General features: G+C 69.0%; 24 protein-coding genes and 1 pseudogene. 13 read left to right on the forward strand and 12 right to left on the reverse strand.

Annotated features, from left to right (window positions below; translation table 11 throughout):
* The first annotated feature begins 19 nt into the window (after window positions 1-19).
* Both ACQ66R_RS17295 and ACQ66R_RS17300 read left to right on the forward strand, forming a co-directional pair.
* Window positions 20-970: a TraB/GumN family protein gene (locus ACQ66R_RS17295; protein WP_430423934.1), complete on the forward strand. Its 951-nt coding sequence runs from the start codon at window positions 20-22 to the stop codon at window positions 968-970.
* Window positions 967-1,287 (forward strand): DUF1905 domain-containing protein, encoded by a 321-nt coding sequence (locus ACQ66R_RS17300; RefSeq protein ID WP_430423935.1) that lies wholly within the window; start codon window positions 967-969, stop codon window positions 1,285-1,287. The genes ACQ66R_RS17295 and ACQ66R_RS17300 overlap by 4 nt, the downstream gene beginning before the upstream one ends.
* On the opposite strand, the gene ACQ66R_RS17305 is transcribed toward ACQ66R_RS17300, so the two are convergent.
* Both ACQ66R_RS17305 and ACQ66R_RS17310 read right to left on the reverse strand, forming a co-directional pair.
* The gene (locus ACQ66R_RS17305) at window positions 1,284-1,733 is read right to left on the reverse strand and encodes a response regulator (protein WP_430423936.1); all 450 of its coding nucleotides are present in this window, start codon (window positions 1,731-1,733) and stop codon (window positions 1,284-1,286) included. The genes ACQ66R_RS17300 and ACQ66R_RS17305 overlap by 4 nt on opposite strands.
* Before the next feature lie 78 nt (window positions 1,734-1,811).
* Window positions 1,812-2,336 (reverse strand): hypothetical protein, encoded by a 525-nt coding sequence (locus ACQ66R_RS17310; RefSeq protein WP_430423937.1) that lies wholly within the window; start codon window positions 2,334-2,336, stop codon window positions 1,812-1,814.
* Between the two features lie 304 nt (window positions 2,337-2,640).
* Between ACQ66R_RS17310 and ACQ66R_RS17315 the strand changes: the two genes are divergently transcribed.
* Window positions 2,641-4,065 (forward strand): Gfo/Idh/MocA family protein, encoded by a 1,425-nt coding sequence (locus ACQ66R_RS17315; RefSeq protein ID WP_430423938.1) that lies wholly within the window; start codon window positions 2,641-2,643, stop codon window positions 4,063-4,065.
* 96 nt (window positions 4,066-4,161) lie between these two features.
* Here the strand turns inward: ACQ66R_RS17315 and ACQ66R_RS17320 are convergent, their stop codons facing one another.
* On the reverse strand, window positions 4,162-4,452 hold the full coding sequence (locus ACQ66R_RS17320) for a hypothetical protein (protein WP_430423939.1): 291 nt from the start codon (window positions 4,450-4,452) through the stop codon (window positions 4,162-4,164).
* 232 nt (window positions 4,453-4,684) lie between these two features.
* Between ACQ66R_RS17320 and ACQ66R_RS17325 the strand changes: the two genes are divergently transcribed.
* Entirely contained in the window at window positions 4,685-4,843 is a 159-nt protein-coding gene (locus ACQ66R_RS17325) for a DUF2256 domain-containing protein (protein ID WP_430426334.1), read from the forward strand.
* Window positions 4,844-4,909: 66 nt separating this feature from the next.
* Here the strand turns inward: ACQ66R_RS17325 and ACQ66R_RS17330 are convergent, their stop codons facing one another.
* Window positions 4,910-5,689: an EAL domain-containing protein gene (locus tag ACQ66R_RS17330; protein WP_430423940.1), complete on the reverse strand. Its 780-nt coding sequence runs from the start codon at window positions 5,687-5,689 to the stop codon at window positions 4,910-4,912.
* 213 nt (window positions 5,690-5,902) lie between these two features.
* On the opposite strand from ACQ66R_RS17330, the gene ACQ66R_RS17335 reads away from it, so the two are divergent.
* From ACQ66R_RS17335 to ACQ66R_RS17345, 3 genes are all read left to right on the forward strand, one after another.
* The gene (locus tag ACQ66R_RS17335) at window positions 5,903-6,061 is read left to right on the forward strand and encodes a DUF2256 domain-containing protein (protein WP_430426336.1); all 159 of its coding nucleotides are present in this window, start codon (window positions 5,903-5,905) and stop codon (window positions 6,059-6,061) included.
* 64 nt (window positions 6,062-6,125) lie between these two features.
* On the forward strand, window positions 6,126-6,872 hold the full coding sequence (locus tag ACQ66R_RS17340) for a hypothetical protein (RefSeq protein WP_430423941.1): 747 nt from the start codon (window positions 6,126-6,128) through the stop codon (window positions 6,870-6,872).
* A gap of 119 nt (window positions 6,873-6,991) precedes the next feature.
* On the forward strand, window positions 6,992-7,963 hold the full coding sequence (locus ACQ66R_RS17345) for an alpha/beta fold hydrolase (protein WP_430423942.1): 972 nt from the start codon (window positions 6,992-6,994) through the stop codon (window positions 7,961-7,963).
* 157 nt (window positions 7,964-8,120) lie between these two features.
* On the opposite strand, the gene ACQ66R_RS17350 is transcribed toward ACQ66R_RS17345, so the two are convergent.
* The 5 genes from ACQ66R_RS17350 to ACQ66R_RS17370 all read right to left on the reverse strand — a co-directional run bounded on the left by ACQ66R_RS17350 (window position 8,121) and on the right by ACQ66R_RS17370 (window position 12,706).
* Entirely contained in the window at window positions 8,121-8,888 is a 768-nt protein-coding gene (locus ACQ66R_RS17350; protein WP_430423943.1) for a sulfite exporter TauE/SafE family protein, read from the reverse strand.
* 36 nt (window positions 8,889-8,924) lie between these two features.
* Window positions 8,925-9,605, reverse strand: coding sequence for a nitroreductase (locus ACQ66R_RS17355; RefSeq protein WP_430423944.1), 681 nt, complete (start codon window positions 9,603-9,605; stop codon window positions 8,925-8,927).
* 77 nt (window positions 9,606-9,682) lie between these two features.
* Entirely contained in the window at window positions 9,683-11,512 is a 1,830-nt protein-coding gene (gene argS, locus ACQ66R_RS17360) for an arginine--tRNA ligase (protein ID WP_430423945.1), read from the reverse strand.
* Window positions 11,509-12,192: a Tat pathway signal sequence domain protein gene (locus ACQ66R_RS17365; protein WP_430423946.1), complete on the reverse strand. Its 684-nt coding sequence runs from the start codon at window positions 12,190-12,192 to the stop codon at window positions 11,509-11,511. The genes argS and ACQ66R_RS17365 overlap by 4 nt, the downstream gene beginning before the upstream one ends.
* 100 nt (window positions 12,193-12,292) lie before the next feature.
* Window positions 12,293-12,706 carry a DUF7674 family protein gene (locus ACQ66R_RS17370; protein ID WP_430423947.1) on the reverse strand — a complete coding sequence of 138 codons (414 nt, stop codon included), beginning with the start codon at window positions 12,704-12,706 and terminating at the stop codon, window positions 12,293-12,295.
* A 257-nt stretch (window positions 12,707-12,963) separates the two neighbouring features.
* Here ACQ66R_RS17370 and ACQ66R_RS17375 point away from each other — a divergent pair, with 257 nt between their 5' ends.
* Window positions 12,964-13,485, forward strand: a complete 522-nt coding sequence (locus tag ACQ66R_RS17375) for a DUF2262 domain-containing protein (RefSeq protein WP_430423948.1) — start codon at window positions 12,964-12,966, stop codon at window positions 13,483-13,485.
* A 467-nt stretch (window positions 13,486-13,952) separates the two neighbouring features.
* On the opposite strand, the gene ACQ66R_RS17380 is transcribed toward ACQ66R_RS17375, so the two are convergent.
* Window positions 13,953-14,895 (reverse strand): IS630 family transposase gene (locus ACQ66R_RS17380; protein ID WP_430419033.1). Its coding sequence is split into 2 segments (ribosomal slippage): window positions 13,953-14,558 and window positions 14,560-14,895, totalling 942 coding nucleotides; the frame shifts between segments, so codons are not numbered across the junction.
* Window positions 14,896-15,061: 166 nt separating this feature from the next.
* Here ACQ66R_RS17380 and ACQ66R_RS17385 point away from each other — a divergent pair.
* From ACQ66R_RS17385 to ispH, 3 genes and pseudogenes are all read left to right on the forward strand, one after another.
* Window positions 15,062-15,816 (forward strand): annotated as a pseudogene (locus ACQ66R_RS17385) (IS5 family transposase).
* Window positions 15,817-15,964: 148 nt separating this feature from the next.
* A complete protein-coding gene (locus tag ACQ66R_RS17390) occupies window positions 15,965-16,333 on the forward strand; it encodes a hypothetical protein (protein WP_430423949.1) in 369 nt (122 codons plus the stop codon).
* Between the two features lie 78 nt (window positions 16,334-16,411).
* Window positions 16,412-17,353, forward strand: coding sequence for a 4-hydroxy-3-methylbut-2-enyl diphosphate reductase (gene ispH / locus ACQ66R_RS17395; protein ID WP_430423950.1), 942 nt, complete (start codon window positions 16,412-16,414; stop codon window positions 17,351-17,353).
* 4 nt (window positions 17,354-17,357) lie between these two features.
* Here ispH and ACQ66R_RS17400 read toward each other — a convergent pair whose 3' ends face one another.
* Window positions 17,358-17,759, reverse strand: coding sequence for a type II toxin-antitoxin system death-on-curing family toxin (locus ACQ66R_RS17400; protein WP_430423951.1), 402 nt, complete (start codon window positions 17,757-17,759; stop codon window positions 17,358-17,360).
* A 5-nt stretch (window positions 17,760-17,764) separates the two neighbouring features.
* The gene (locus ACQ66R_RS17405; protein ID WP_293364537.1) at window positions 17,765-17,992 is read right to left on the reverse strand and encodes a hypothetical protein; all 228 of its coding nucleotides are present in this window, start codon (window positions 17,990-17,992) and stop codon (window positions 17,765-17,767) included.
* Window positions 17,993-18,171: 179 nt separating this feature from the next.
* On the opposite strand from ACQ66R_RS17405, the gene thrB reads away from it, so the two are divergent.
* Together thrB and rnhA are read left to right on the forward strand one after the other, a co-directional pair.
* On the forward strand, window positions 18,172-19,140 hold the full coding sequence (thrB, locus tag ACQ66R_RS17410) for a homoserine kinase (protein WP_430426338.1): 969 nt from the start codon (window positions 18,172-18,174) through the stop codon (window positions 19,138-19,140).
* Window positions 19,137-19,589: a ribonuclease HI gene (gene rnhA, locus ACQ66R_RS17415; protein ID WP_430423952.1), complete on the forward strand. Its 453-nt coding sequence runs from the start codon at window positions 19,137-19,139 to the stop codon at window positions 19,587-19,589. The genes thrB and rnhA overlap by 4 nt, the downstream gene beginning before the upstream one ends.
* The last annotated feature ends 50 nt before the right edge of the window (window positions 19,590-19,639 follow it).

Raw genomic sequence — 19,639 nt, forward strand, 5'->3', positions numbered from 1 at the left:
GGCGGGCAGGGGAGAAGCGATGATGCGGAACGTTAGGGCGATCGTCGCCGCGGCGGCGCTGGTGTGGGCGGCGGGCCCGGCCAGCGCGCAGCGGCTGGAGGATCCGGAAGCCAACATCGTGGCCGAGCTGGTGGTGCAGGCCAAGGAGCCGGGGCCGGCCTGGTGGAAGGTCTCGGACGCGGACTCCACCGTCTACATCCTGGGCATCGGCGAGGACCGGCTGCCGCCGGGCGTGACCTGGGACCGGCGGTTCGTCGACCGGCGGCTGAAGGGCGCGAACAGCCTGATCGTGGGCACACGGGTGGGGCTGCGCGGCGGGTTCGGGGATATCCCGGCGCTGCTGCGGCTGCGCAAGCAGATGCGCTCGAAGACGCCGCTGGAGGCGACCCTGCCCGAGCCGCTGCGGGCCCGCTTCGTGGCCCAGCGCACGCGGATCGGCCAGCCGGCCAGCAAGTACGCGAACTGGAAGCCGTTCCTGGCCGGGCTGCAGCTGTTGGGCGACGCCCAGGAGGGCCAGAAGGGCGCGACGGTGGTGGACACGGTGATCAAGACCGCCAAGCGCGAGAAGGCCAAGGTGGTCCAGCCGGCCAACTACAAGGCCGTGCCGGTGCTGCAGCAGGCGATGGCGACGCTGACCCCGCAGATGCACGAGCAGTGCCTGGACCTGGCGCTGCGCGACGCCGAGGCGCCGGCGGGCCGGTCGCGGGCGGCGGCGCAGGCCTGGGCGCGGGGCGACGTGGCAGGCGCCCTGACCGAGCCGCGCAGCTTCGAGAAGTGCCTGCTGCTGCTGGGCGGCGGCCCCGACCTTTGGCGGCGCGTGGTGAAGGACAACGCCACCGCCATCGCGACGGCGCTGCAGAAGCCCGGCCACTCGGTGGCCATCGTCAGCCTGCGCCCGCTGCTGGCCGAGGGCGGCGTGATCCAGCAGCTGGAGGCGCGGGGGCTCGAGGTGGAGGGCGGCGGCCGGTGAGCGCCGATGAACCCCTGCTCGAGCTCACGTTCGAGGCCGAGGTGATCCACTGGCGGGGGCCGTCGCCGTACTTCTTCGCGCCGTTGACAGTAGACGCTGCAGCCGAGGTCCGGGCGCTGTCGCGGGCGGTGAGCTATGGCTGGGGCGTGATCCCGGTGGAGGCCGAGGTGGGGGGCGTGGCCTTCACGACCTCGCTGTTCCCCAGGGACGACGGCTATCTGCTGCCGCTGAAGGATGCGGTGCGGAAGAAAGCGAACGTGACGGCGGGCGATACGATCCGGGTGGCGATGACGCTGCGCGCGCCGCGAGTCCGCTAGATCAGCATCGCGTCCTGCGAGGACTCGTCGGGCGGCGCCGTGGGCTGAGGCTCGCTTTCGGACGGCGCGCGGAATCGCCCGCGCAGCAGGCGGGTGATGCGACGCGACAGCTGCTGCTCGGTGTAGGGCTTGGTGAGATAGTCCCACGCGCCCAGGACCACGGCGCGGCGCACGTCGCGCTCGGCGTGGCGGGCCGTGAGCACCAGGATCGGCAGGCCGTTGAGGGTAGGCATGCCCTGGATCACCTTCAGCACCTCGAAGCCGTCCATTCCAGGCAGGCTCAGGTCGAGGATGAGAGCGTGGATCAGGAAGTTCGACAGGCGAGTGATCGCCTCGGGCCCATCGCGGGCCGTAATCACCCCGTGGCCCGCCGCCTTCAGCTGGTCGCGGACCAGCTCGCGCATGCTGGGGTCGTCCTCGACGACGAGGATGGTCTTGCCGGACATGTGCTGGAGATTGCTGATTCCCGCGCGGTGGTCGTGGCCGCGCCTACCTGAATTGAGCGCGACGCCAGGTTGAGCGACCTAGCGGCCCACCAGGGCCACGGCCCGCTTGGCGGCGGCGTCGTAGTAGAACAGGGCCTGCTCGGCGAACTGCTTCTCGTCGCCCGCCTTCGTGACTCGCAGGTAGGTGGCGTAGTGGCCGTAGGCGTTGCGGCAATGGCTGTCGCGGTCGTTGATCGCGGGGCTGTAGCGGAAGGTCGTGTAGTTCTCGAGCGTGTAGCCGGCGCAGGCGGCCTTTGGGGTCAGCCAGTCGAGGCGGCCGTGCTCGCGCATCAGCCGTTCGGCGACGTTCTTGTCGGGGTCGTTGGAGACGGGCGCCGGCGCGTCGAGCTTGCCGTAGACGCCGTCGCGGACCTGCTTTTCCAGGTCGTCGGCCGACTTCACCATGCTGGCGTAGGCGTCGGGCGGGAGGGTGGCCTTCAGCTTCTCGGCGTTGGCGCGCATCGCCCGGGCCGAGTCCAGCATCTGCTGGGCGGCGCTCTGGGCAAGGGCGGCCGTGGGGGCGGCGGCAAGAGCGGCGATGAGGGCGAGGTGCAGGGCGCGCATCGTAGGGGTCGGCTCCGGGCAGGGTCGTGAACCGACATGTACGGGATGAAGCCGGATTCGGACGAGGCCGCGTGGCGCGGGAGAACCACGAAATACACGAAACGGCGGGCCGCCTCGGGACGCCGCGGAGCGGCGCGCACCCTTCTGAGAACCACGGAAAACACGGAAGGGCACGGAAACGCGGCTTCACCTTCCGTGCTTTCCGTGGCCTTCCGTGGTTCCCTACCGACTGCAGACCGGTCGCCCGCTGCGCGGGCCGGGGTACGCTTTCGGGGTTCAAAGAAGACCACCCAGGGAGGACGGCATGGCGGGGTTCACACGGCGCGGTGTGATCGGTGCGGGCGCGGCGGCCATCGCGGCGCCCGCCATTCCGGGCGTGGCCTGGGCGCAGACGCGGAAGCTGTCGGCCAACGACCGGGTGAACATCGCGGTGATCGGGGCGGGCGGGCAGGGCGCGTCCAACATGGCGCAGCTGACGGGCGAGAACATCGTGGCCGCCTGCGACGTCGACTTCGACCGGGTGAACCGGCAGATGCTGGACAAGCATTTCCGGCCCAACCCCTTGAGGGTTCCGCTGCAGGCCGCCTACGACAAGGCGACCCGGTACTCGGACTACCGCCGGATGTTCGACGCCCAGAAGGACATCGACGCGGTGGTGATCGCCACGCCCGACCACCACCACGCGGTGGCGGCGCGGATGGCGATGGAGCGTGGCCTGCACGTCTATGTGCAGAAGCCCCTGACCTACACGGTCGAGGAGGGGCGCAAGCTTCTGGCGCTCAGCAAGGCCAATCCCGGACTGGTGACCCAGATGGGCAACCAGGGCCACTCGGGCGACGATGGCCGGCGGGTGGTCGAGCTGATCCGCGGCAGGGTGATCGGCAAGGTCTCGGAGGTCCATGTGTGGACCAACCGGCCCGTGTGGCCACAGGGCGTGCCGCGGCCGGCGGCGATGGCGGTTCCGGACGGGATGGACTGGGGCAGCTGGCTGGGGCCGGCGAACGTGGACTGGGGCTATCACCCGGACTACGCCCACTTCAACTGGCGCGGCTGGATCCCGTTCGGGTGCGGGGCGCTGGGTGACATGGGCGCTCACCTGATCGACTTCCCGTTCTGGGCGCTGGAGCCCGGCCTGCCGACGCGGGTGGAGACGCGCAACTCCAAGTGGGCCGGCAACGCGAGTCTCTGGGACGTGAAGCGGCCGGCCGAACTCACCAGCTTCCCGCTGGCCTGCATCACCCACTACGAGTTCGGGAAGGCGCCCAAGCACGTGACGGGGGGCGGGCCGCTCCGGATGACCTGGTACGACGGCGGGCTCTTGCCGCCGACGCCGGAGGGCTTCCCCGCCAATGTGCCGATCAGCGGCGACGGCGGGGTGCTGTTCATCGGGACCAGGGGCATGCTGCTGCACGAGACCTACGGCGAGAAGCCGGTGCTGATCGGCGAGGGCCTGGAGGAGAAGGCCAAGAAGATCCCCACGTCGCTGCCGCGCATCAAAGGCGGCCTGCGCGGCCACGAGCAGAACTGGGTGCGCGCGATCCGCGGCGAGGAGGCCGTCTCGTGCCCGTTCGACTACGCCGTGCCGCTGAACGAGACGATGATCCTGGGCATCGTGGCGCTGAAGGCCGGAACGCCGATCGAGTACGACGGCGTGGCGGGGCGTGTGACCAACAACGCGGACGCCAACCAGTACCTGGGGCGGACGTATCGGAAGGGGTGGGAGCTGTAGGGGCGAGGCGGGGCGGGGAGGGCGTGTGTTCCTGGAGGACGGGGGCCGATGTCCGCTTCCGGCGGTGACGGTGGTGACCGCAGCCGCCCAACGCCGTCATCCCGGGCGGAGCGCTCGTGAGAGCGTGGAGACCCGGGACCCAGCCGCACCGTCGGCGACACCGGAACCCGTCGCCGGAAAGATCGCGCCAATCTGGGTTCTGGGCCTCGACCAGTTCCAGCTTCCAGGCTCTCCGCCAGCGCTTGATCTGCTCTCCCGCCGGATCGCCTCGAGCCTGACGGCATGGACCTCGCACCAGATGAGGGTCTTGCAGCCGTAGGTCTTGGAGAAGCCTTCGAAGGTCCCGTGCTTGTGCTGTCGGACGCGGGCGACAAGGGCGCCGGTCACGCCGGTGTAGAGCGTTCCGTTCCGGCGTTCGCCAGGATGTAGACGGCGATGAAGGGGGGCTGGCCGACCAGAAGCGGGGCATTTGCGTCTGCTGGGTCCCGGGTCTCCGCGCTCTTGCGAGCGCTGCGCCCGGGATGACGGAGGGGGAGTGGGGGACGACTGGAAGAAGGCGCCCTACATATGCAGCGCCGCCGGTCACCTGGGGAAGCACGCGACAGGCCTGATGACCAAGATGCGATCGAAGTCGGATCTGCCGGCCAAGACCTGCGTCGCCTGCGGGCGGCCGTTCACCTGGCGCAAGAAGTGGGCGCGAGACTGGGCGAACGTGAAGTACTGCTCTGACCGTTGTCGGAGCGCCGGGGCGGCGCCTTCGACGCCGCGTGAGGGATAAGGGTCGGAGCGGCCGGGGCCCGGGTCTCCGCGCTCTTGCGAGCGCTGCGCCCGGGATGACGGAGGGTCAGGCCTCGCGGGCCAGGGCCGCGACCGGGATGTCGACGACGGGCAGGCGTTCGAACTCGGGCCTGGCAAACAGATAGCCCTGGATGTAGCGCACGCCGAGTGCGCGCAGAGCTTCGAGTTCGCCTTCGGTCTCGATCCCTTCCGCGATGACTGTGACGCCCAGGGCGGCGCACATCTTGACCACGGCATCGATAATGATCTGGCGCGGCAGGCTGCGGTCCAGGTTCCGCACGAGTTCCATGTCCAGCTTGATGATGTCGGGCTGAAACTGCGCCAACAGACCGAGCCCGGCGTGGCCGGCTCCGAAATCGTCCAGCGCGGTGCCGAACCCCATTCGCCGGTAGCTGTCGACGATCTTCGCGACATGGGCCGGATTGGCCATTTCCTCGTTCTCGGTGAACTCGAAGATCAGCCGATCCGTCGGGAAGTCGATCGCCGCCGCGGTCTTCAGGGTCAGCTGGATACAGGCCCTCGGCTCGTAGACCGCGTTGGGCAGGAAGTTGATCGACAGCTTCGCCGGGGTCTGCAGCAGACCCGCGGCGGCGGCGGTCCGGATGGCTTTGACCCGGCATTGCTGATCGAACGCATACCGGTTGGCCGATGTCACCTGCCCGAGCACGCTGGCGGCCGACTGGCCCTGCGGTCCGCGTACGAGCGCTTCATAGGCGAAGGGCTTGGACGTGGTGAGGTCCATGATCGGCTGGAACGCCATCGAGAACGTGAAGTCCAGGTCTTTGCCGTCCCGACACCCTTCGCAGGCAGAACGAGGATCGGTCATCTTAAGCCTCGAGGTTCAACTGGTGGTCCGCGAGGTTAGTCTGCAGCCGTGAAAGACCCATTAGCGATGTTGCTGAGCCGCCTCGGCCTGGCCGGCGCGGCCCTGCGACATTCTCGCGCGGGAGGCGCTGTGTTTGGATGCGAGGGGACACGATACCTATCCCCCTTGCACAGCGCCTGAACCGCCGATCACCTCGGATGCCTGATGGCCAAGATGCGATCCAAGTCAGACCTCCCGACCAAGCTCTGCGTCGCCTGCGGTCGGCCGTTCACCTGGCGCAAGACGTGGGCGCGGGACTGGGACAACGTGAAGTACTGTTCGGATCGCTGTCGCACCGTCGGGGCGCCGCCTCCAACGCCGCGCCCGGGATGACGGAGAAGGTGAAGTTCGGCAGACCGTGGCGAGATGGACGCTTGCCGGCGCGCGCGGGGGAGCCATGACGGACGAGACTCGGCGAGACTCCCTGATCACGGCGGGCGCGATCGGACTGATCGCTTACGTCCTGGCCGACGTGACCCATCACATGTTCGGGCACGGGGCGGCCTGCCTGGCGCTGGGCGGGCAGCTCCAGTCGGTGAGCTCGATCCGTGTCGTCTGTTCGGTCACCGGGGCGCCGGTCGATCTGGCCGGGCCGGCGGCCAACCTGGTCATCGGCGTCGGGGCGTGGCTCTGGGCTCTCGCGGCGCGCCGCCCGCGCCTCCGGCTGTTCCTGCTGCTCTGCGCGGCCTTCAATCTGCTGTGGCTCGAGGGGCAGCTCGTCTTCAGCGCGGCCGCGCGCCAGGACGATTGGGACCAGTTGATCCTGGCGCTGACGCCGCGGGAGACATGGCGCTGGGTGCTCACCGCCATCGGCGCCGCGGCCTATGTTGGGACGGTTCACGCGCTGGCGATGTCGCTGCGCGGCTTCGCGGCGCCAGACCCGGCCCGCTTGAAGCGCCTGATGCTGGTGGCCTACGCGGCGGGCGGCGTCGCGGCGCTGGCCACGGGTCTTCGCGATCCCGGCGGCCTGCAAGCCGTCCTTCGTCAGGCAGGCCCGCAAGCCTTGCTCCTGCCCCTGGGCCTCCTGTTCATACGGGCTCGGGCGACGGGGCCGGCGGCGGACGCCATACTCTTCAGCGCGGGATGGCTGTCGGCCGCCGCTCTGGCGCTGGCGGCCTCAGTGGTCTGGCTGGGGCCGGTCTGAGCTGAGATCATCGGATCCCGAGGCCCTTCACGGCTCGCAATCCGGCCACCGCAGATGTTCTGACCTTCCCCGCGCACCCCGGACTCCACGGCCCGGCGCAAACCGGCTACGCAAGGCGCATGCTTCGCGTGTTCCTGTTCTCCGTCCTGGCCGCCGTTGTGGTGGTGATCGTGGCCTATGGCACCGTGGCGGTGGCCGCGGAGGTCATCAGCCGGACGTACAAGCCGCGGGGCGAGTATGTGGACATCGGCGGGCGGAAGCTGCGGCTGGTCTGCGAGGGGCCGCAAGGCGCGCGGCCGGTGATCTGGCTGGAGGCCGGGGCGTTCAGCGGGGCGGCGGACTTCGCGGCGATCCAGCAGAAGCTGACGGCCAAGGGGCATCGCAGCTGCGCCTACGACCGGGCGGGCATGGGCTATTCCGACAAGGGGCCGAAGCCGCGGGACGGCGATGCGATCGTGGGCGACCTGAAGGCGCTGATGGCGGCGTCGGGCGAGCCCGGGCCGTACGTGCTGGTGGGCCACTCGATGGCGGGGCTGTACCTGCGCCAGTTCGCGGCGCAGAACCCGGACCAGGTGGTGGGGCTGGTGCTGCTGGACGCGGTGACGCCCGAGATGATCCAGCAGCGGCAGGCCGGCCAGTTCGCCAAGCGCATGCGCGACATCTCGCACCTGGGGGCCATCGCCGGCACCATCGGCCTGACCAAGCCCTTCTACTGGTGGGGCGACCGCATCGGCCTGCCGCCGCAGGGCAAGGCCGAGAAGCGCAGGGGCGTGATCTCGGGCCGCCAGAGCCGGGCGGCCTATGTGGAGGTGCAGTCGTGGAGCGCGGCGGCCCTGCAGGCCGCGGCGGCGGGGCCGCTGAAGCCCGAGTGGCCGGTGGCGGTGATCACCGCGGGGCCCGATCGGCCCAGCCCGTGGACCGTGGTGCGGCAGGCGCCGGCCAAGGGCTCGCAGTACGGGATGATCGAGGCGATCCCCGGGGCCGACCACCGCACGATGCTGGGCCTGAAGTACGGCGACCGGGCGGTGGCGGGCGTGGAGCACGTGCTGTCGTCGGCGGCGAAGGCGAAGGCTGTTCCCCCTACGCCTTGAGCGTCATGGCCGGGCTTGCGCCGGCCACCCAGAAGCACCGGGGTTCGTGGGATCGCGGTGGCGCTGCTTTGAGCAGCCTTGAATCGCCTGCGTATCTGGGTGGCCGGGACAGGCCCGGCCATGACGTTCCAGATGTGGGGGTTGAAGAGGGTAGGGGTCAGGCCTTGGACCAGGCTTCCCAGATGAGCTGGCCGCCGACCAGGATCATGAGGACGTAGATCAGGGTGTAGAAGCGGCCAGGATCGATGCGGCGGACCAGCCAGACGCCGGCGAAGGTCGAGGCGATGGCGACCGGCAGGAGGGCGGCGGCGGTCATCAGGTTTTGCGCCGTGAACTGGCCCAGCGCCCAATAGGCCGGGACCTTGATCCAGTTGATCGTCGCGAAATAGATCGCGGTGGTGCCCACCAGGCTGGCGGGCGGCAGGGCCTTGGGCAGCACCCACATCTGGAACGGCGGCTGGCCGGCGTGGGCGATCTGGCTGGTGAAGCCCGAGGCGGCGCCCAGGCCGAAGCCCAGGGCGGTGTCGGCGGCGGGCGGGAGGTTGCGCGGGCTCGCGCCGGCCGCTGGGCGGGACAGCCACAGCCGGTAGGCCGCGAACAGGATCGAGATCGCCCCCAGCACCGCCAGGATCGTGGTGGCCGAGACCTGGGCCGCCAAAAGGTAGCCGGCCAGGATGCCCAGCGCCGCGCCCGGCAGCATGACCAGGAGCGTGCGCCGGTCCCAGGTCTTGCGGAACGCCCAGACGCCGACGACGTCCTGCACGATCAGGATCGGCAGCAGGATGGCGGCGGCCTGCACGGGCGAGATCGCCAGCGCCAGCAGCGGCATCGCCACGGCGCCCACGCCCGAGAACCCGCCCTTGGCCAGGCCCATCAGGATCACGGCGGGGATGGCGAGCGCGTAGAAGACCGGGTCGAGGATCATGGCGGCGGCGATGATTGCCGGGGCAATGGGGGCGCCCTAGTCGTCGAAGCCCACGAAGACCGTGGCCTCCTGGACCGACTTGCGCTCGGAGACCACGGCGTTGGCCGGGAAGGTCTCGTCGGGCCAGCCCAGGGCGATGCTCTTCATGATCACCTGATCGTCGGCGACGCCGGCGTGCTCGCGCACCACGGGCGACTGCATGATGCCCTGGCTGTTGATGACGGCGCCCAGGCCGCGCGACCAGGCGGCGTTGACGAGGGCGGTCGCCACCGCGCCGCAGTCGAAGGGCGCGTCGTCCATGCCCTCCAGCTCCTTGTCGAAGGTCACGATGATGCAGACCGGGGCGTCGAACTGGCGGAAGCCGCGCAGCACCCAGTCCTGGCGGGCGTCCTTGTCGTCGCGGGCGATGCCCATGGCGCCGAACAGCTGCTTGGCGACGCCGATCTGGCGTTCGCGGTGCTTGCCCTCGAAGCCCTTCGTGCCGATGCGGAACTCACGCGATTGCGGCACGCCGGCGAGGTTGCGTTCGGTGTTGCCGGCGCGGATGCGGTCCAGCGGCTCGCCGGTGATGACGTAGAAGTTCCAGGGCTGGACGTTCATCGACGACGGCGCGCGCATGGCGAGCGCGATGATCTCTTCGATCAGCTCGCGGGGCACGGGATCGGGCTTGTAGCCGCGGATGCTGCGCCGGCCGCGGATGACGTCGTCGAATTCCATGGATCCCCCGGTGGTGTTCTTGCTGTGTCGTGGCGTGGTAGCCGCATTGCCGGGCGCGGTCGACCGTGCCGCAGCGTCTACATCCGCTCGGGCGTCTCGATCCCCAGGAGGTCCAGGGCCAGTTCAAGCTGGCGCAGGGTGGCGCTGGCCAGGGTGAGGCGGCTGGCGCGGGTCGCGGGTTCCGACTGCATGATCGGGCAGGCGGCGTAGAACTTCGAGAAGGCCTGGCTGAGGCGATAGGCGTGCTCGGCCAGGGTGTTAGGGGCCTTCTTGTCGTAGGCTTCGCCCAGCGCGGTCTCGAAGGCGTCGAGCGTCAGGACCAGGTCGCGCTCGGCGGGCTCGGAGATGGTGACGGGGCCCGCGGCGTGGCCTTCTTCGGCGGCGCGGCGCAGCAGGCTCTTCACGCGGACGGCCTGGTAGAGCAGGTACGGGCCGGTCTTGCCCTCGAAGCTGGAGAAGCGGTCGAGGTCGAAGACGTAGTCGGTGCCGCGGAAGTTCTGCAGGTCGGCGAACTTGAGCGCCGCGACGGCGACCTTTCCGGCAATGGCCTCGAACTCGCCCTCCGGCAGGCTCTCGCCCAGGCCCGCCTCGTGCAGGCGCTCGCGGGCCTTGCCGCGGGTCATCTCGATCAGGTCCTTCAGCTTCAGGACGCCGCCTTCGCGGGTCTTGAAGGGCGTGCGGTCGGGCCCGTTCATGGTGCCGAAGCCCACGTGCTCCAGCTGGCCCGGCTGGGCGTAGCCGGCCAGGTAGGCGGCGCGGAACACGGTCTCGAAGTGGTCGGCCTGGCGGCGGTCGACGCAGTAGATCACGTAGTGCGGATCGAACTCACGCTTCCGGTCCAGGATCGTGGCGAGGTCGGTGGTGCCGTACATCGCCGAACCCTCGGACGAGACCACCAGCAGCGGGTCGGGGCTGGGCACGACGACGACGCTGCCGTCGGGCAGCTTCTTCTTCTTGGTCTCGTTCGGGCCGGCCACGCGGACGATCTGGGCGCCCTGGTCCAGCTCGAGCAGGCCCTTGGCGCGGAGCTCCTCGACCATGGGCTGGACGAGGTCCTCGACGTCGCTCTCGCCCTTCCACCAGTCGAAGTCGACGCCCAGGGCGTGGAAGTCGCGTTCCAGCGCCTCGCGGGTCACATCGCGGAAGCGTTCCCAGAGGGCGTAGTAGCCGGCCTTCTTCGACTGCAGTTCGGCGGTGAGGCGGCGCGCGCGGTTGCGGAAGTCGACGTCGGTCTTCGCGCGGGCGGCGGCGGCCGGGTAGAGGTCGCCCAGGTCGTCCAGGCCCAGGGTGGCCAGCACGGCCAGCCGCTCGCGGTCGGCCTCGGTGACCTGGCCCTTGGCGTTCAGGTCCTCGACGAGGGCGGCGATGTCGGGGTGCGAGTCGCTGACCGCGGCGATGAGCAGGCCCATCTGGAAGCCCCAGTCGCCGAAGTGGGCGTCGCCGATCACCTCATCGCCGCGGAAGCGGTAGAGGCGCTTCAGGCTCTCGCCGATGATCGAGGCGCGCAGGTGCCCGACGTGCATCTCCTTGGCGACGTTGGGGCCGCCGTAGTCGACGATCACGCGGCGCGGACCCATCACTTTCTCGGCGCCGGCGCGCGGGTCGGCGGCGATGGCGTCGGCGCGGGCGAAGAGGGCGGCGTCGGCGATCTTCAGGTTCAGGAAACCGGGGCCGGCGATCTCGACCGACGAGAGGCGCGCATCGCCCTTCAGCCGCTCGGCGACGGCGGTGGCGATCTCGCGCGGGTTCTTGCCCAGGCGCTTGGCGGCGGCCAGGGCGCCGTTCGACTGGAAGTCGGCCAGGTCGGGCCGGTCGGAGGCCGTCACGCGGGCCAGTTCGGCGGGCACGCCTTCGGCGGCGAAGGCGGCTTCCACCGCCTCGCCCAGCACCGTCTTGAGATCGCTCATGGGTTGGTCGTGGCGCTCGCCTGGCCGACGTTGAGGCGGAAGCGCTTACCTTCGCGGTTGAAGGCGGCCATCTGCGGCGTGACGTCGAAGCCGACCAGGACCTCGAAGTTCGAGCCCGAGGTGGTGATCGAGGCGCGCGGGATGGTGATCGAGCCGATGTTCTCGGTGGCGTAGACGCGGTCGACGCCTTCGGGGAAGGTCACCGGGATCTCGAACCACTCCTTGGCCAACACCGTGCGGTTCCGGTCGGTGACGGCCACCCAGTACTTGAAGGTCTTCTGGCGGCCGGCCGACTGCGGGCCCTTGCCCAGCTCGAACAGGATTTCCATCGTCACGTCGATGGGCTGGGCGTCCTTGTACGAGCAGCCGGCCGAAATGCCCTGGATCTCGCCCGACCAGGCGACGTTGGCGCTGGCCTCGCGGCCTTCCTTGAACTCGACATAGCGGGCCGCGTCGTAGAGCGACTTCACGAACGGGCAGGGGCCGGCGTTGCGCAGGGCCGGCAGCGGCGCCTGGACGTCGCCCCACTCTTCCTTCTGCCGGCGCTTCTTGGCGGCTTCTTCCTGCTGCTTGCGCTGCTCGGCCTCGGGGTCGCGGCGACCGCTCTGGGCGTAGCTGGCCGAAGGGACGGCGGTCAGGGCCGCCATCACGGCGGCGGCGAGGAGCATCTGGCGGCGCATGGAGGGCGTCCAATAGGTAGGGCCGCGCAGGGGGCGCGGTGTCACCGGTTCAGTACAGCGTGATGATTGCGGCGGCAACGCGACGGTTGGCGGCGGGGGCTTACCGCCGCTTGAGGCCGGGGGTTCTCGTGTGATTGAAGTCGTCCCAGGCGACGAGGTAGCGGCGCGCCTCGCCACCCAGTTGAGAATCGACAATCGAGAAGTCGAAGCCGCTGTGATGCGCGGCCTTCCAGATTTCCTCGAGAAGGCCCGTGGCGACAGCGTTGGCTATGCTGTGGTCTGAGTTCCGAAGCAGCCGCTCGATCTCGGCGAAGAGGCGCTTGAGGTCCTTGTCGGCGACGGGGCTGCGTTTCGATGCGATCGCGCGGCCGATCTCACGGAAGGCTGAGCCGATCCACAGTCTGGTTGGCAGACCATCGAAGCTCCACTCCGTCATCCGAGCTTGTGTCTGAGGCGACAGAGCGGCCAAGCGGCCGGCGGCCTTCAAGCCTCGCAGAGCTTCAGCATCATCCATTCGCCGAAGCATGGCCTACGGGACAGGTGACAGCCAAGCTCCGATGAGCGGCCCTTCCGAGCCTTAAGTCCATGGCTGCCAGTTTGCCTGTGGACCAATCGATCTCAAGGACGAGCCCGCAGGGCTCGCCGCAGCGCGGCCGGCCAGAGGCCGGTCCTTGACATCGATTGGCCCACAGGCTCGCAATCGACCATGGATTTCAGGGCGGATTGCATCCCGGGGGGATGTTTGCCCTGGACGGGGAGCTGGCGAGACTGATGCGCAATCCATTCGTCGCGTGGTTGGCGCGGCTTGGGCTCGGGCCGGTCCCGGCGGCCAATCGGGCTGGCGCGGCGGAGGCGGCGGACTGGCCTGAGCACCTCGCCAGCGAAGTACTTCCCGGCCTGAGAGTGGACCGTCAACTGGGCTCTTACGAGACGCGTGCGCATTGGCAAGGCGTCGAGATCGACGTTTCGATCGATGCTGACGAGGACGTCGCCGCAGCGCTGCACACAGCCCATCAGCTCTGGGCCGATCAAGGGTCGTGGCAGGCCCGAATCCTCGCGCGGGCTGTCGCCGACCTCCTCCTGACATACAACGAGAGCTGGCAGGATGAGGAGGACGGCGCCGACCTGACGGCCGATGCGTTCGCCGCGCGGCTCACGATCGAGTCGATCAGCGCGGGCGCCGATGGCGAGTTCACTTTCTACTTCGCGGACGGAGACATGTTCTCCGGGCACACGGTCTTCGTGCGCGGCAGTCTTCAGGATGGTCCCCGCAAGGCGAACCTGGGCGGATAGGCGGCGCTATCGCCGGTGGAGCTAAGCGAGATGCTGGCGAACGAGGCGGGCGCCGAGCCGGACGCCGCCGAAGCTGAGCAGAGTCAGAGCGACGGCTTAGCTTCCCTGCAGCGCTTCGTGGGAGGTCATCGTATCGAAGGATATGACCCCGCCCGGCCAGGCGTTGGCGGCGCGCCAGAGCAGGAGGGCCGGAAACGCTGCGCTCAACGCGATAATCATCGAGCCGTTCAGCAGACCAGCCCAGGCTTCGTCGTTCCTCATTAGGCGGCACAGTAGCGCTCCATCCCATGTGGCAACAACCTCAGGATGGACTATGCGTGGCCACACTTCGGTCCCGAAGACTCCGCCTCGTGTCCGGCGGGGGGGAGCGGCGATGTCGCAGCGCAGGATAGCCGGGAGGAACGTGCGTCCGGTCGCGCTGGGCGCGTCGGTCGTCTTCCATGGGGTGCTGCTAGAGCGTGACCGCTTCAGCATGGAGCGTATCCGGAGTTGACGAGGTAGTTGGCGCACTCGGCGGCTGAGAAGTGGTCGAGGAGGAGGCCGATGCGTCGCCAGGTGGCTTCGACGGTGCGCTCGGCGGCTTTGCGCAGGAGGGTCTTCAGCTTGGCGAAGACCTGTTCGATGGGGTTCAGGTCGGGGCTGTAGGGCGGCAGGAAAATCAGGTGCGCGCCGGCGCGCCGGATGGCCTGGCGGACGGCCTTGCCCTTGTGGCTGCCGAGGTTGTCCATGATCACCACATCGCCGGGGGCGAGCGTCGGGACGAGGACCTGTTCGACGTAGGCCCGGAACCACTCGCCGTTGATCGGCCCATCCAGGACGAAGGGCGCGTCGATCCGATCGCATCGCAGTGCGGCCAGGAAGGTCAGGGTCTTCCAGTGGCCGTGAGGAACCTTGCCGACCAGCCGCTGGCCACGCGCGCAGCGGCCGTGGGTGCGGGTCATGTTGGTCTTCGCCCAAGTCTCGTCGATGAAGACCAGGCGGCGCGGATCAAGCCGGCCCTGATGGCGTCGCCAGCGGTCCCGCTTCCTGGCCACGTCCGGTCGGTCCTGCTCGATGGCGTGCAGGCTTTTTTTTGAAGGTCACGCCCTGGCGCAGGTAGAAACGCCACACCGCGTCGTAGCTCACAACCACGCCGCGGTCGGCGAGCTCGGCCTGGATCGCCCGGAGCGTCAGGTCCGGCTGCTCCGCGATCCGCGCCAGCAGCCAGTCCCGCTCGCCCGCCAGCACCAGCGGCCGATGACCGCCCATCCGCCGCGCTGCGGCGCTGCCTTCGCTCCGCAGACGCTGCGACCAGCGCACCGCCGTCGCCACCCCGACCCCGAACCGCTCCGCCGCCTCACGGCACGTCCCGCCCGCCACCACGAAGCGCGCCACTCGATCCCGCAGATCAAGCGAGTAGGGTCGACCCATGCGAGCTGGCCTCCCATCCAGCCCACATCTTGAATCATGATCCGCCCAAACCCGGAATCCCGATTCAGCTAAGCGCGGTCACGCTCTAGGAGCTGTGGACTCTTAGGATTCACGCTGGGTCCGAAGCGTGATTCAAGACTGCTTTTTGGAGGCGGTCTTGGGTGTGATGGATCGACTGGTGCTGAGCGATGAGCAGTGGGAGCGGATCGCGCCGCTGATCATCGGGCGGCCGGATCAGAAGGGCTCGACGGGTCGGGACAACCGGATGTTCGTCGAGGGCGTGCTCTGGATCGTCAGGACGGGTTCGCCCTGGCGTGACCTGCACGAGGTGTTCGGGGACTGGAACACGGTCTTTCGGCGCTTCAGCCGCTGGAGCGCCAAAGGGGTCTGGTGGCGCATCTTCGAGGCGCTCTCGGACGATCCGGACTTCGAGTACCTGATCGTCGACTCGACCATCGTGCGCGCCCACCAGCATGCGGCGGGCGCGAAAAAGGGGGGTCTGAAGATCAGGCCCTTGGCCGCTCCCGCGGCGGCCTGAGCACCAAGATCCACATGGCGGTCAGAGGCCTGGGCTGTCCTGTCCGGTTCAGCCTCACCGCCGGCCATCGTGGCGACGCACCCCAGGCCGAACCCTTGATCGAAGGCTTGGCCGCCGACGTAGTGATGGCCGATACCGCCTACGACTCAGATCGCCTGCGCCAGAAGATCGCTGAGAAGGGCGCGATCGCCGTCATACCGAACAACCCATCCCGCGCGATCAAGCACCCCCTCGACGCCCAGCTCTATGCTCAGCGCCACCTGGTCGAGTGCTGCTTCTCAAGGCTCAAGCAGTTCCGCCGCGTCGCCACCCGCTTCGAGAAGACCGCCCGCAACTACCTCGCCATCGTCACCCTCGCCGCCATCGTCTTGTGGCTACGATAAGTGTCCACAGGACCTAGAGCTGGCGCGGTTCCTGGCGCAGACGCCGATCCATGCCGAGGCCCCGGTGATGCAGGTGACGCTCGTGTCACCGCCGGAGCGGTCGGTTCCGAAGCCAGCGCCCAGGCGCAAGATCACCCGTGAGCGCCGCGTGGAGACCACGACCGCCCGGGCGACGCCGGCGGTCCCGGACCTGCCCGTCGCGCCGCGGATCGCGCCGCCGGGGGACGGGGGGTTGGCCGGTCAGGCGCAGCGGGCGTTGCAGGGGTTGGGCGGGTGCGAGCGGGCGGGGCTGAGTCGTGAGGACCGCGAGCGGTGCGAGACGCGGCGGTGGGCCAGCGCTGGCGCTCCGGCAAAGCGGCTGAACCTGGATCCGTCGGGGCGCTATGTCGAAGACGCCGAGCCGTTCCTGTCGCGGCGACCCAAGAAGGGCTGCCGCGTGCGGGCCACGGGTGACACGAACGCGATGGGCGACTCCGGCAACGCGCGGGCCGGCTTTACCTGTGTGGTTCCGTTCTAGCCTTACCTCCACCTCCCGCTGCTTCGCGGGGGAGGTAAGGGGTGGCGATAGACCGCCCCGCGCACTAGGTTCCGCGCCATGCCTGTGCGTCCGCCTCTCACCGTCCTGCTGGCCAGTCCGCGCGGCTTCTGCGCCGGGGTGGACCGGGCGATCCAGATCGTGGAGCGGGCGATCGGGAAGTATGGGGCGCCGGTCTATGTGCGCCATGAGATCGTGCACAACCGCCATGTGGTGGACCGGCTGAAGGCGCTGGGCGCGGTGTTCGTCGAGGAACTGGACGAGTGCCCGACGGATCGGCCGGTGGTGTTCTCGGCGCACGGGGTGCCCAAGGCGGTGCCGGCCGAGGCGAAGGCGCGGCAGATGCTGTACCTGGACGCCACCTGTCCGCTGGTCTCGAAGGTGCACGTGGAGGCGCAGCGCCACTTCGACGCCGGCCGCGAGATCGTGCTGATCGGCCATGGCGGCCATCCCGAGGTGGTGGGCACCATGGGGCAGCTGCCGGACGGCGCCGTGCGGCTGATCGAGACGGTGGAGGACGTGGCCACGTTCGAGCCGAAGGACGCCGCCAACGTCGCGTTCGTGACCCAGACCACATTGTCGGTGGACGACACGGCCGAGATCGTGGCGGCGCTGCAGGCCCGGTTCCCCGGGATCGCCGCGCCGCACAAGGAAGACATCTGCTACGCCACCACCAACCGCCAGGAGGCGGTGAAGACGGTGGCCGAGCGGGCCGAGGTCTTGCTGGTGATCGGCAGCGCCAATTCGTCGAACTCGGTGCGGTTGGCCGAGGTGGGCCGCCGTGCGGGCGCGCGGAGCTACCTGATCGAGGACGCCAGCGTGCTGGAGCTGCGCTGGCTGACCGGCGTGACGACCGTGGGCGTCACGGCCGGCGCCTCGGCGCCCGAGGTGCTGGTGCAGGGCGTGATCGACAAGATCGCCGGCGCCTTCGGGGTGACGGTCGAGGATGTGGACACGGCCCGCGAGACCGTGACGTTCAAGCTGCCGCGGGCGGTGGCTTAAGGGGCTATCGGTGCTGTGGTGGCCGCAGCGTTCTTGTCTCCAGCCAAGCTGACAGATCGTCGATGCCGACCTCGCCTTTTGCGACGCCCAGCATGATGGCCGTGGCGTCGTCTGGCGTTGCGGTCAATACGATGCCGTTGTCCGCCAGGAACTGACCGAGAGCGATAAACGCCATGCGCTTGTTGCCATCCAAAAACGGATGATTGGAGGCGATGCCTACGGCGTATGTCGCCGCCAGTTCCAGGACGCTGGATACCTGCTCATAGAGGTAGCGATTGGTCGGTCGGGCGAGGGCAGATTCAAGCAGCCCTTCGTCACGAAGGCCCACAGCGCCTCCGGACGCGGCCACAACGTCTTCGTAGAGCGCGAGCATCAGCGCTTTATCCAACCAGACCGGCGCGGACATGGTTGCTACTTCGCGAGATCCTGGAAGGTCTTGTCGTAGCGGTCGAGGAACGCGCGACCGCGCGCGCGACGAGCCTCGAAGGACATGTCGAGCTGGCCAATCGTCAACTGACCGTCGCCGCTTACCTCGAAGCCAACTTGTTTCCCGGCGGTCGCACCGAGCAACTCCTGAGCCTCGGGACTCAAGAGGATGGCGAGGCCCTTCTCAGTTTCCTCGATCTTCAGGACGATCATCTTCAGCCTCCGCTCGCGAAAGCTAGCACGACCTCGAGTCGGTCCCTAGGGGGCGAGCGTCTGCTCGCCTGGCGCCAGATGGCTCTCGTCGTCTCAGCGGAGGAACAGGCGGCCACTAACCCGCAGCGTGAGCGCCCCCTGGGGTTGACCGGCTGGGCGACGTGACGCACTCCCCCGCCATGGCGGTCTACACCGACATCACCGACGACGAGCTCGCGGCCCTGCTGGCCGATTTCGAGCTGGGCGAGGCGTTGTCGTTCAAGGGGATCGCCGAGGGGGTCTCGAACTCGAACTTCCTGCTGGAGACGCAGGCCGGCCGCTTCATCCTGACGGTGTACGAGGCGCGGACGAACCCCGACGACCTGCCGTTCTTCCTCGAACTGATGCGGTGGCTGGCCCGGCACGGCTATCCGTCGGCCGAGCCGATGGCCGACCGCGAGGGGCGGCTGATCAAGCATGTGCGGGGCAAGCCCTGCGCGATCACCGGATTCCTGAACGGGCTGTCGGTGCGCCGCCCGACGGCGGCCCACTGCCGCGAGGCGGGTGAGGGGCTGGCGGGGCTGCACCTCGCGGGGCAAGGGTTCCCGATGACCCGTGAGAACGACCTGGGGCAGGCGGCCTGGGCCGGGATGTTCGACGGTCTGGAGGGCGCGGCCGAGGGGTTGAAGCCGGGGCTGTCCAAGACGATCGCCGACGACCTGGCGCATTTGGCCAGCCGCTGGCCCAAGGGCCTGCCGACCGGCGTCTGTCATGCCGACTTCTTCCCGGACAATGTGTTCTTCACGGGCGGGGCGTTTTCGGGCGCGATCGACTTCTATTTTGCCTGCACCGAGGCCTTCGCCTACGACGTGGCGGTGGCGCTGAACGCCTGGTGCTTCGAGCCCGACGGCAGCTTCAACATCACCTCGGCGCGGCAGCTGGTGGCGGGGTACGAGAGCCTCCGGCCCCTGTCGCAGGCGGAGCGGTCGGCGCTGCCGATCCTGGCGCACGGGGCGGCGATGCGGTTCTTCCTGTCGCGGCTGCAGGACTGGGGCTCCACGCCCGCAGGCGCGCTGGTGAAGCCCAAGGATCCGCTGGAGTACGAGCGCAAGCTGGCGGTTCACCGCAGCTCGCCCGACCTGGTGCTGTTCGGCACGCCGGCCGTATGACCCCGGGCGTCACGATCTACACGGACGGCGCATGCTCGGGGAATCCGGGGCCGGGCGGCTGGGGCGCGATCCTGATGCACGGGACGACCGAGAAGGAGCTCTCGGGCGGTGAGCTGGCGACCACCAACAATCGCATGGAGCTGATGGCGGCGATCCAGGGTCTGGGGGCGCTGAAGAAGCCGTGCAAGGTCGAGCTCTTCACCGACAGCCAGTACGTCCAGAAGGGCATCCACGAGTGGATCCACTCGTGGAAGCGCCGTGGCTGGAGAACCGCCGACGGCAAGCCCGTGAAGAACGATGACTTGTGGCGACGCCTTGACGAAGCCCGGTCGCGTCACGACGTGACATGGCGGTGGGTGAAGGGCCATGCGGGCCACGAGCTGAACGAGCGGGCGGATGCGCTGGCTCGGAAAGGCTTGCGGGAAACCGTCGAGGCGGCATCGGGCTGACCATTCAACTTTGAACGTTCAAAGTTGAAAGATTAGGCTTCTCCTGCCTG

The sequence above is a fragment of the Phenylobacterium sp. genome, assembly GCF_965284355.1.
Taxonomy (GTDB): domain Bacteria; phylum Pseudomonadota; class Alphaproteobacteria; order Caulobacterales; family Caulobacteraceae; genus Phenylobacterium.

Coding starts and splice junctions, on each gene's coding strand:
- ACQ66R_RS17295 (WP_430423934.1), top strand. CDS start 20: ATGATGCGGAACGTTAGGGCGATCGTCGCCGCGGCGGCGCTGGTGTGG.
- ACQ66R_RS17305 (WP_430423936.1), bottom strand. CDS start 1,733: ATGTCCGGCAAGACCATCCTCGTCGTCGAGGACGACCCCAGCATGCGC.
- ACQ66R_RS17310 (WP_430423937.1), bottom strand. CDS start 2,336: ATGCGCGCCCTGCACCTCGCCCTCATCGCCGCTCTTGCCGCCGCCCCC.
- ACQ66R_RS17315 (WP_430423938.1), top strand. CDS start 2,641: ATGGCGGGGTTCACACGGCGCGGTGTGATCGGTGCGGGCGCGGCGGCC.
- ACQ66R_RS17325 (WP_430426334.1), top strand. CDS start 4,685: ATGCGATCGAAGTCGGATCTGCCGGCCAAGACCTGCGTCGCCTGCGGG.
- ACQ66R_RS17330 (WP_430423940.1), bottom strand. CDS start 5,689: ATGACCGATCCTCGTTCTGCCTGCGAAGGGTGTCGGGACGGCAAAGAC.
- ACQ66R_RS17335 (WP_430426336.1), top strand. CDS start 5,903: ATGCGATCCAAGTCAGACCTCCCGACCAAGCTCTGCGTCGCCTGCGGT.
- ACQ66R_RS17340 (WP_430423941.1), top strand. CDS start 6,126: ATGACGGACGAGACTCGGCGAGACTCCCTGATCACGGCGGGCGCGATC.
- ACQ66R_RS17345 (WP_430423942.1), top strand. CDS start 6,992: ATGCTTCGCGTGTTCCTGTTCTCCGTCCTGGCCGCCGTTGTGGTGGTG.
- ACQ66R_RS17350 (WP_430423943.1), bottom strand. CDS start 8,888: ATGATCCTCGACCCGGTCTTCTACGCGCTCGCCATCCCCGCCGTGATC.
- ACQ66R_RS17355 (WP_430423944.1), bottom strand. CDS start 9,605: ATGGAATTCGACGACGTCATCCGCGGCCGGCGCAGCATCCGCGGCTAC.
- argS (WP_430423945.1), bottom strand. CDS start 11,512: ATGAGCGATCTCAAGACGGTGCTGGGCGAGGCGGTGGAAGCCGCCTTC.
- ACQ66R_RS17365 (WP_430423946.1), bottom strand. CDS start 12,192: ATGCGCCGCCAGATGCTCCTCGCCGCCGCCGTGATGGCGGCCCTGACC.
- ACQ66R_RS17370 (WP_430423947.1), bottom strand. CDS start 12,706: ATGGATGATGCTGAAGCTCTGCGAGGCTTGAAGGCCGCCGGCCGCTTG.
- ACQ66R_RS17375 (WP_430423948.1), top strand. CDS start 12,964: ATGCGCAATCCATTCGTCGCGTGGTTGGCGCGGCTTGGGCTCGGGCCG.
- ispH (WP_430423950.1), top strand. CDS start 16,412: ATGCCTGTGCGTCCGCCTCTCACCGTCCTGCTGGCCAGTCCGCGCGGC.
- ACQ66R_RS17400 (WP_430423951.1), bottom strand. CDS start 17,759: ATGTCCGCGCCGGTCTGGTTGGATAAAGCGCTGATGCTCGCGCTCTAC.
- ACQ66R_RS17405 (WP_293364537.1), bottom strand. CDS start 17,992: ATGATCGTCCTGAAGATCGAGGAAACTGAGAAGGGCCTCGCCATCCTC.
- thrB (WP_430426338.1), top strand. CDS start 18,172: ATGGCGGTCTACACCGACATCACCGACGACGAGCTCGCGGCCCTGCTG.
- rnhA (WP_430423952.1), top strand. CDS start 19,137: ATGACCCCGGGCGTCACGATCTACACGGACGGCGCATGCTCGGGGAAT.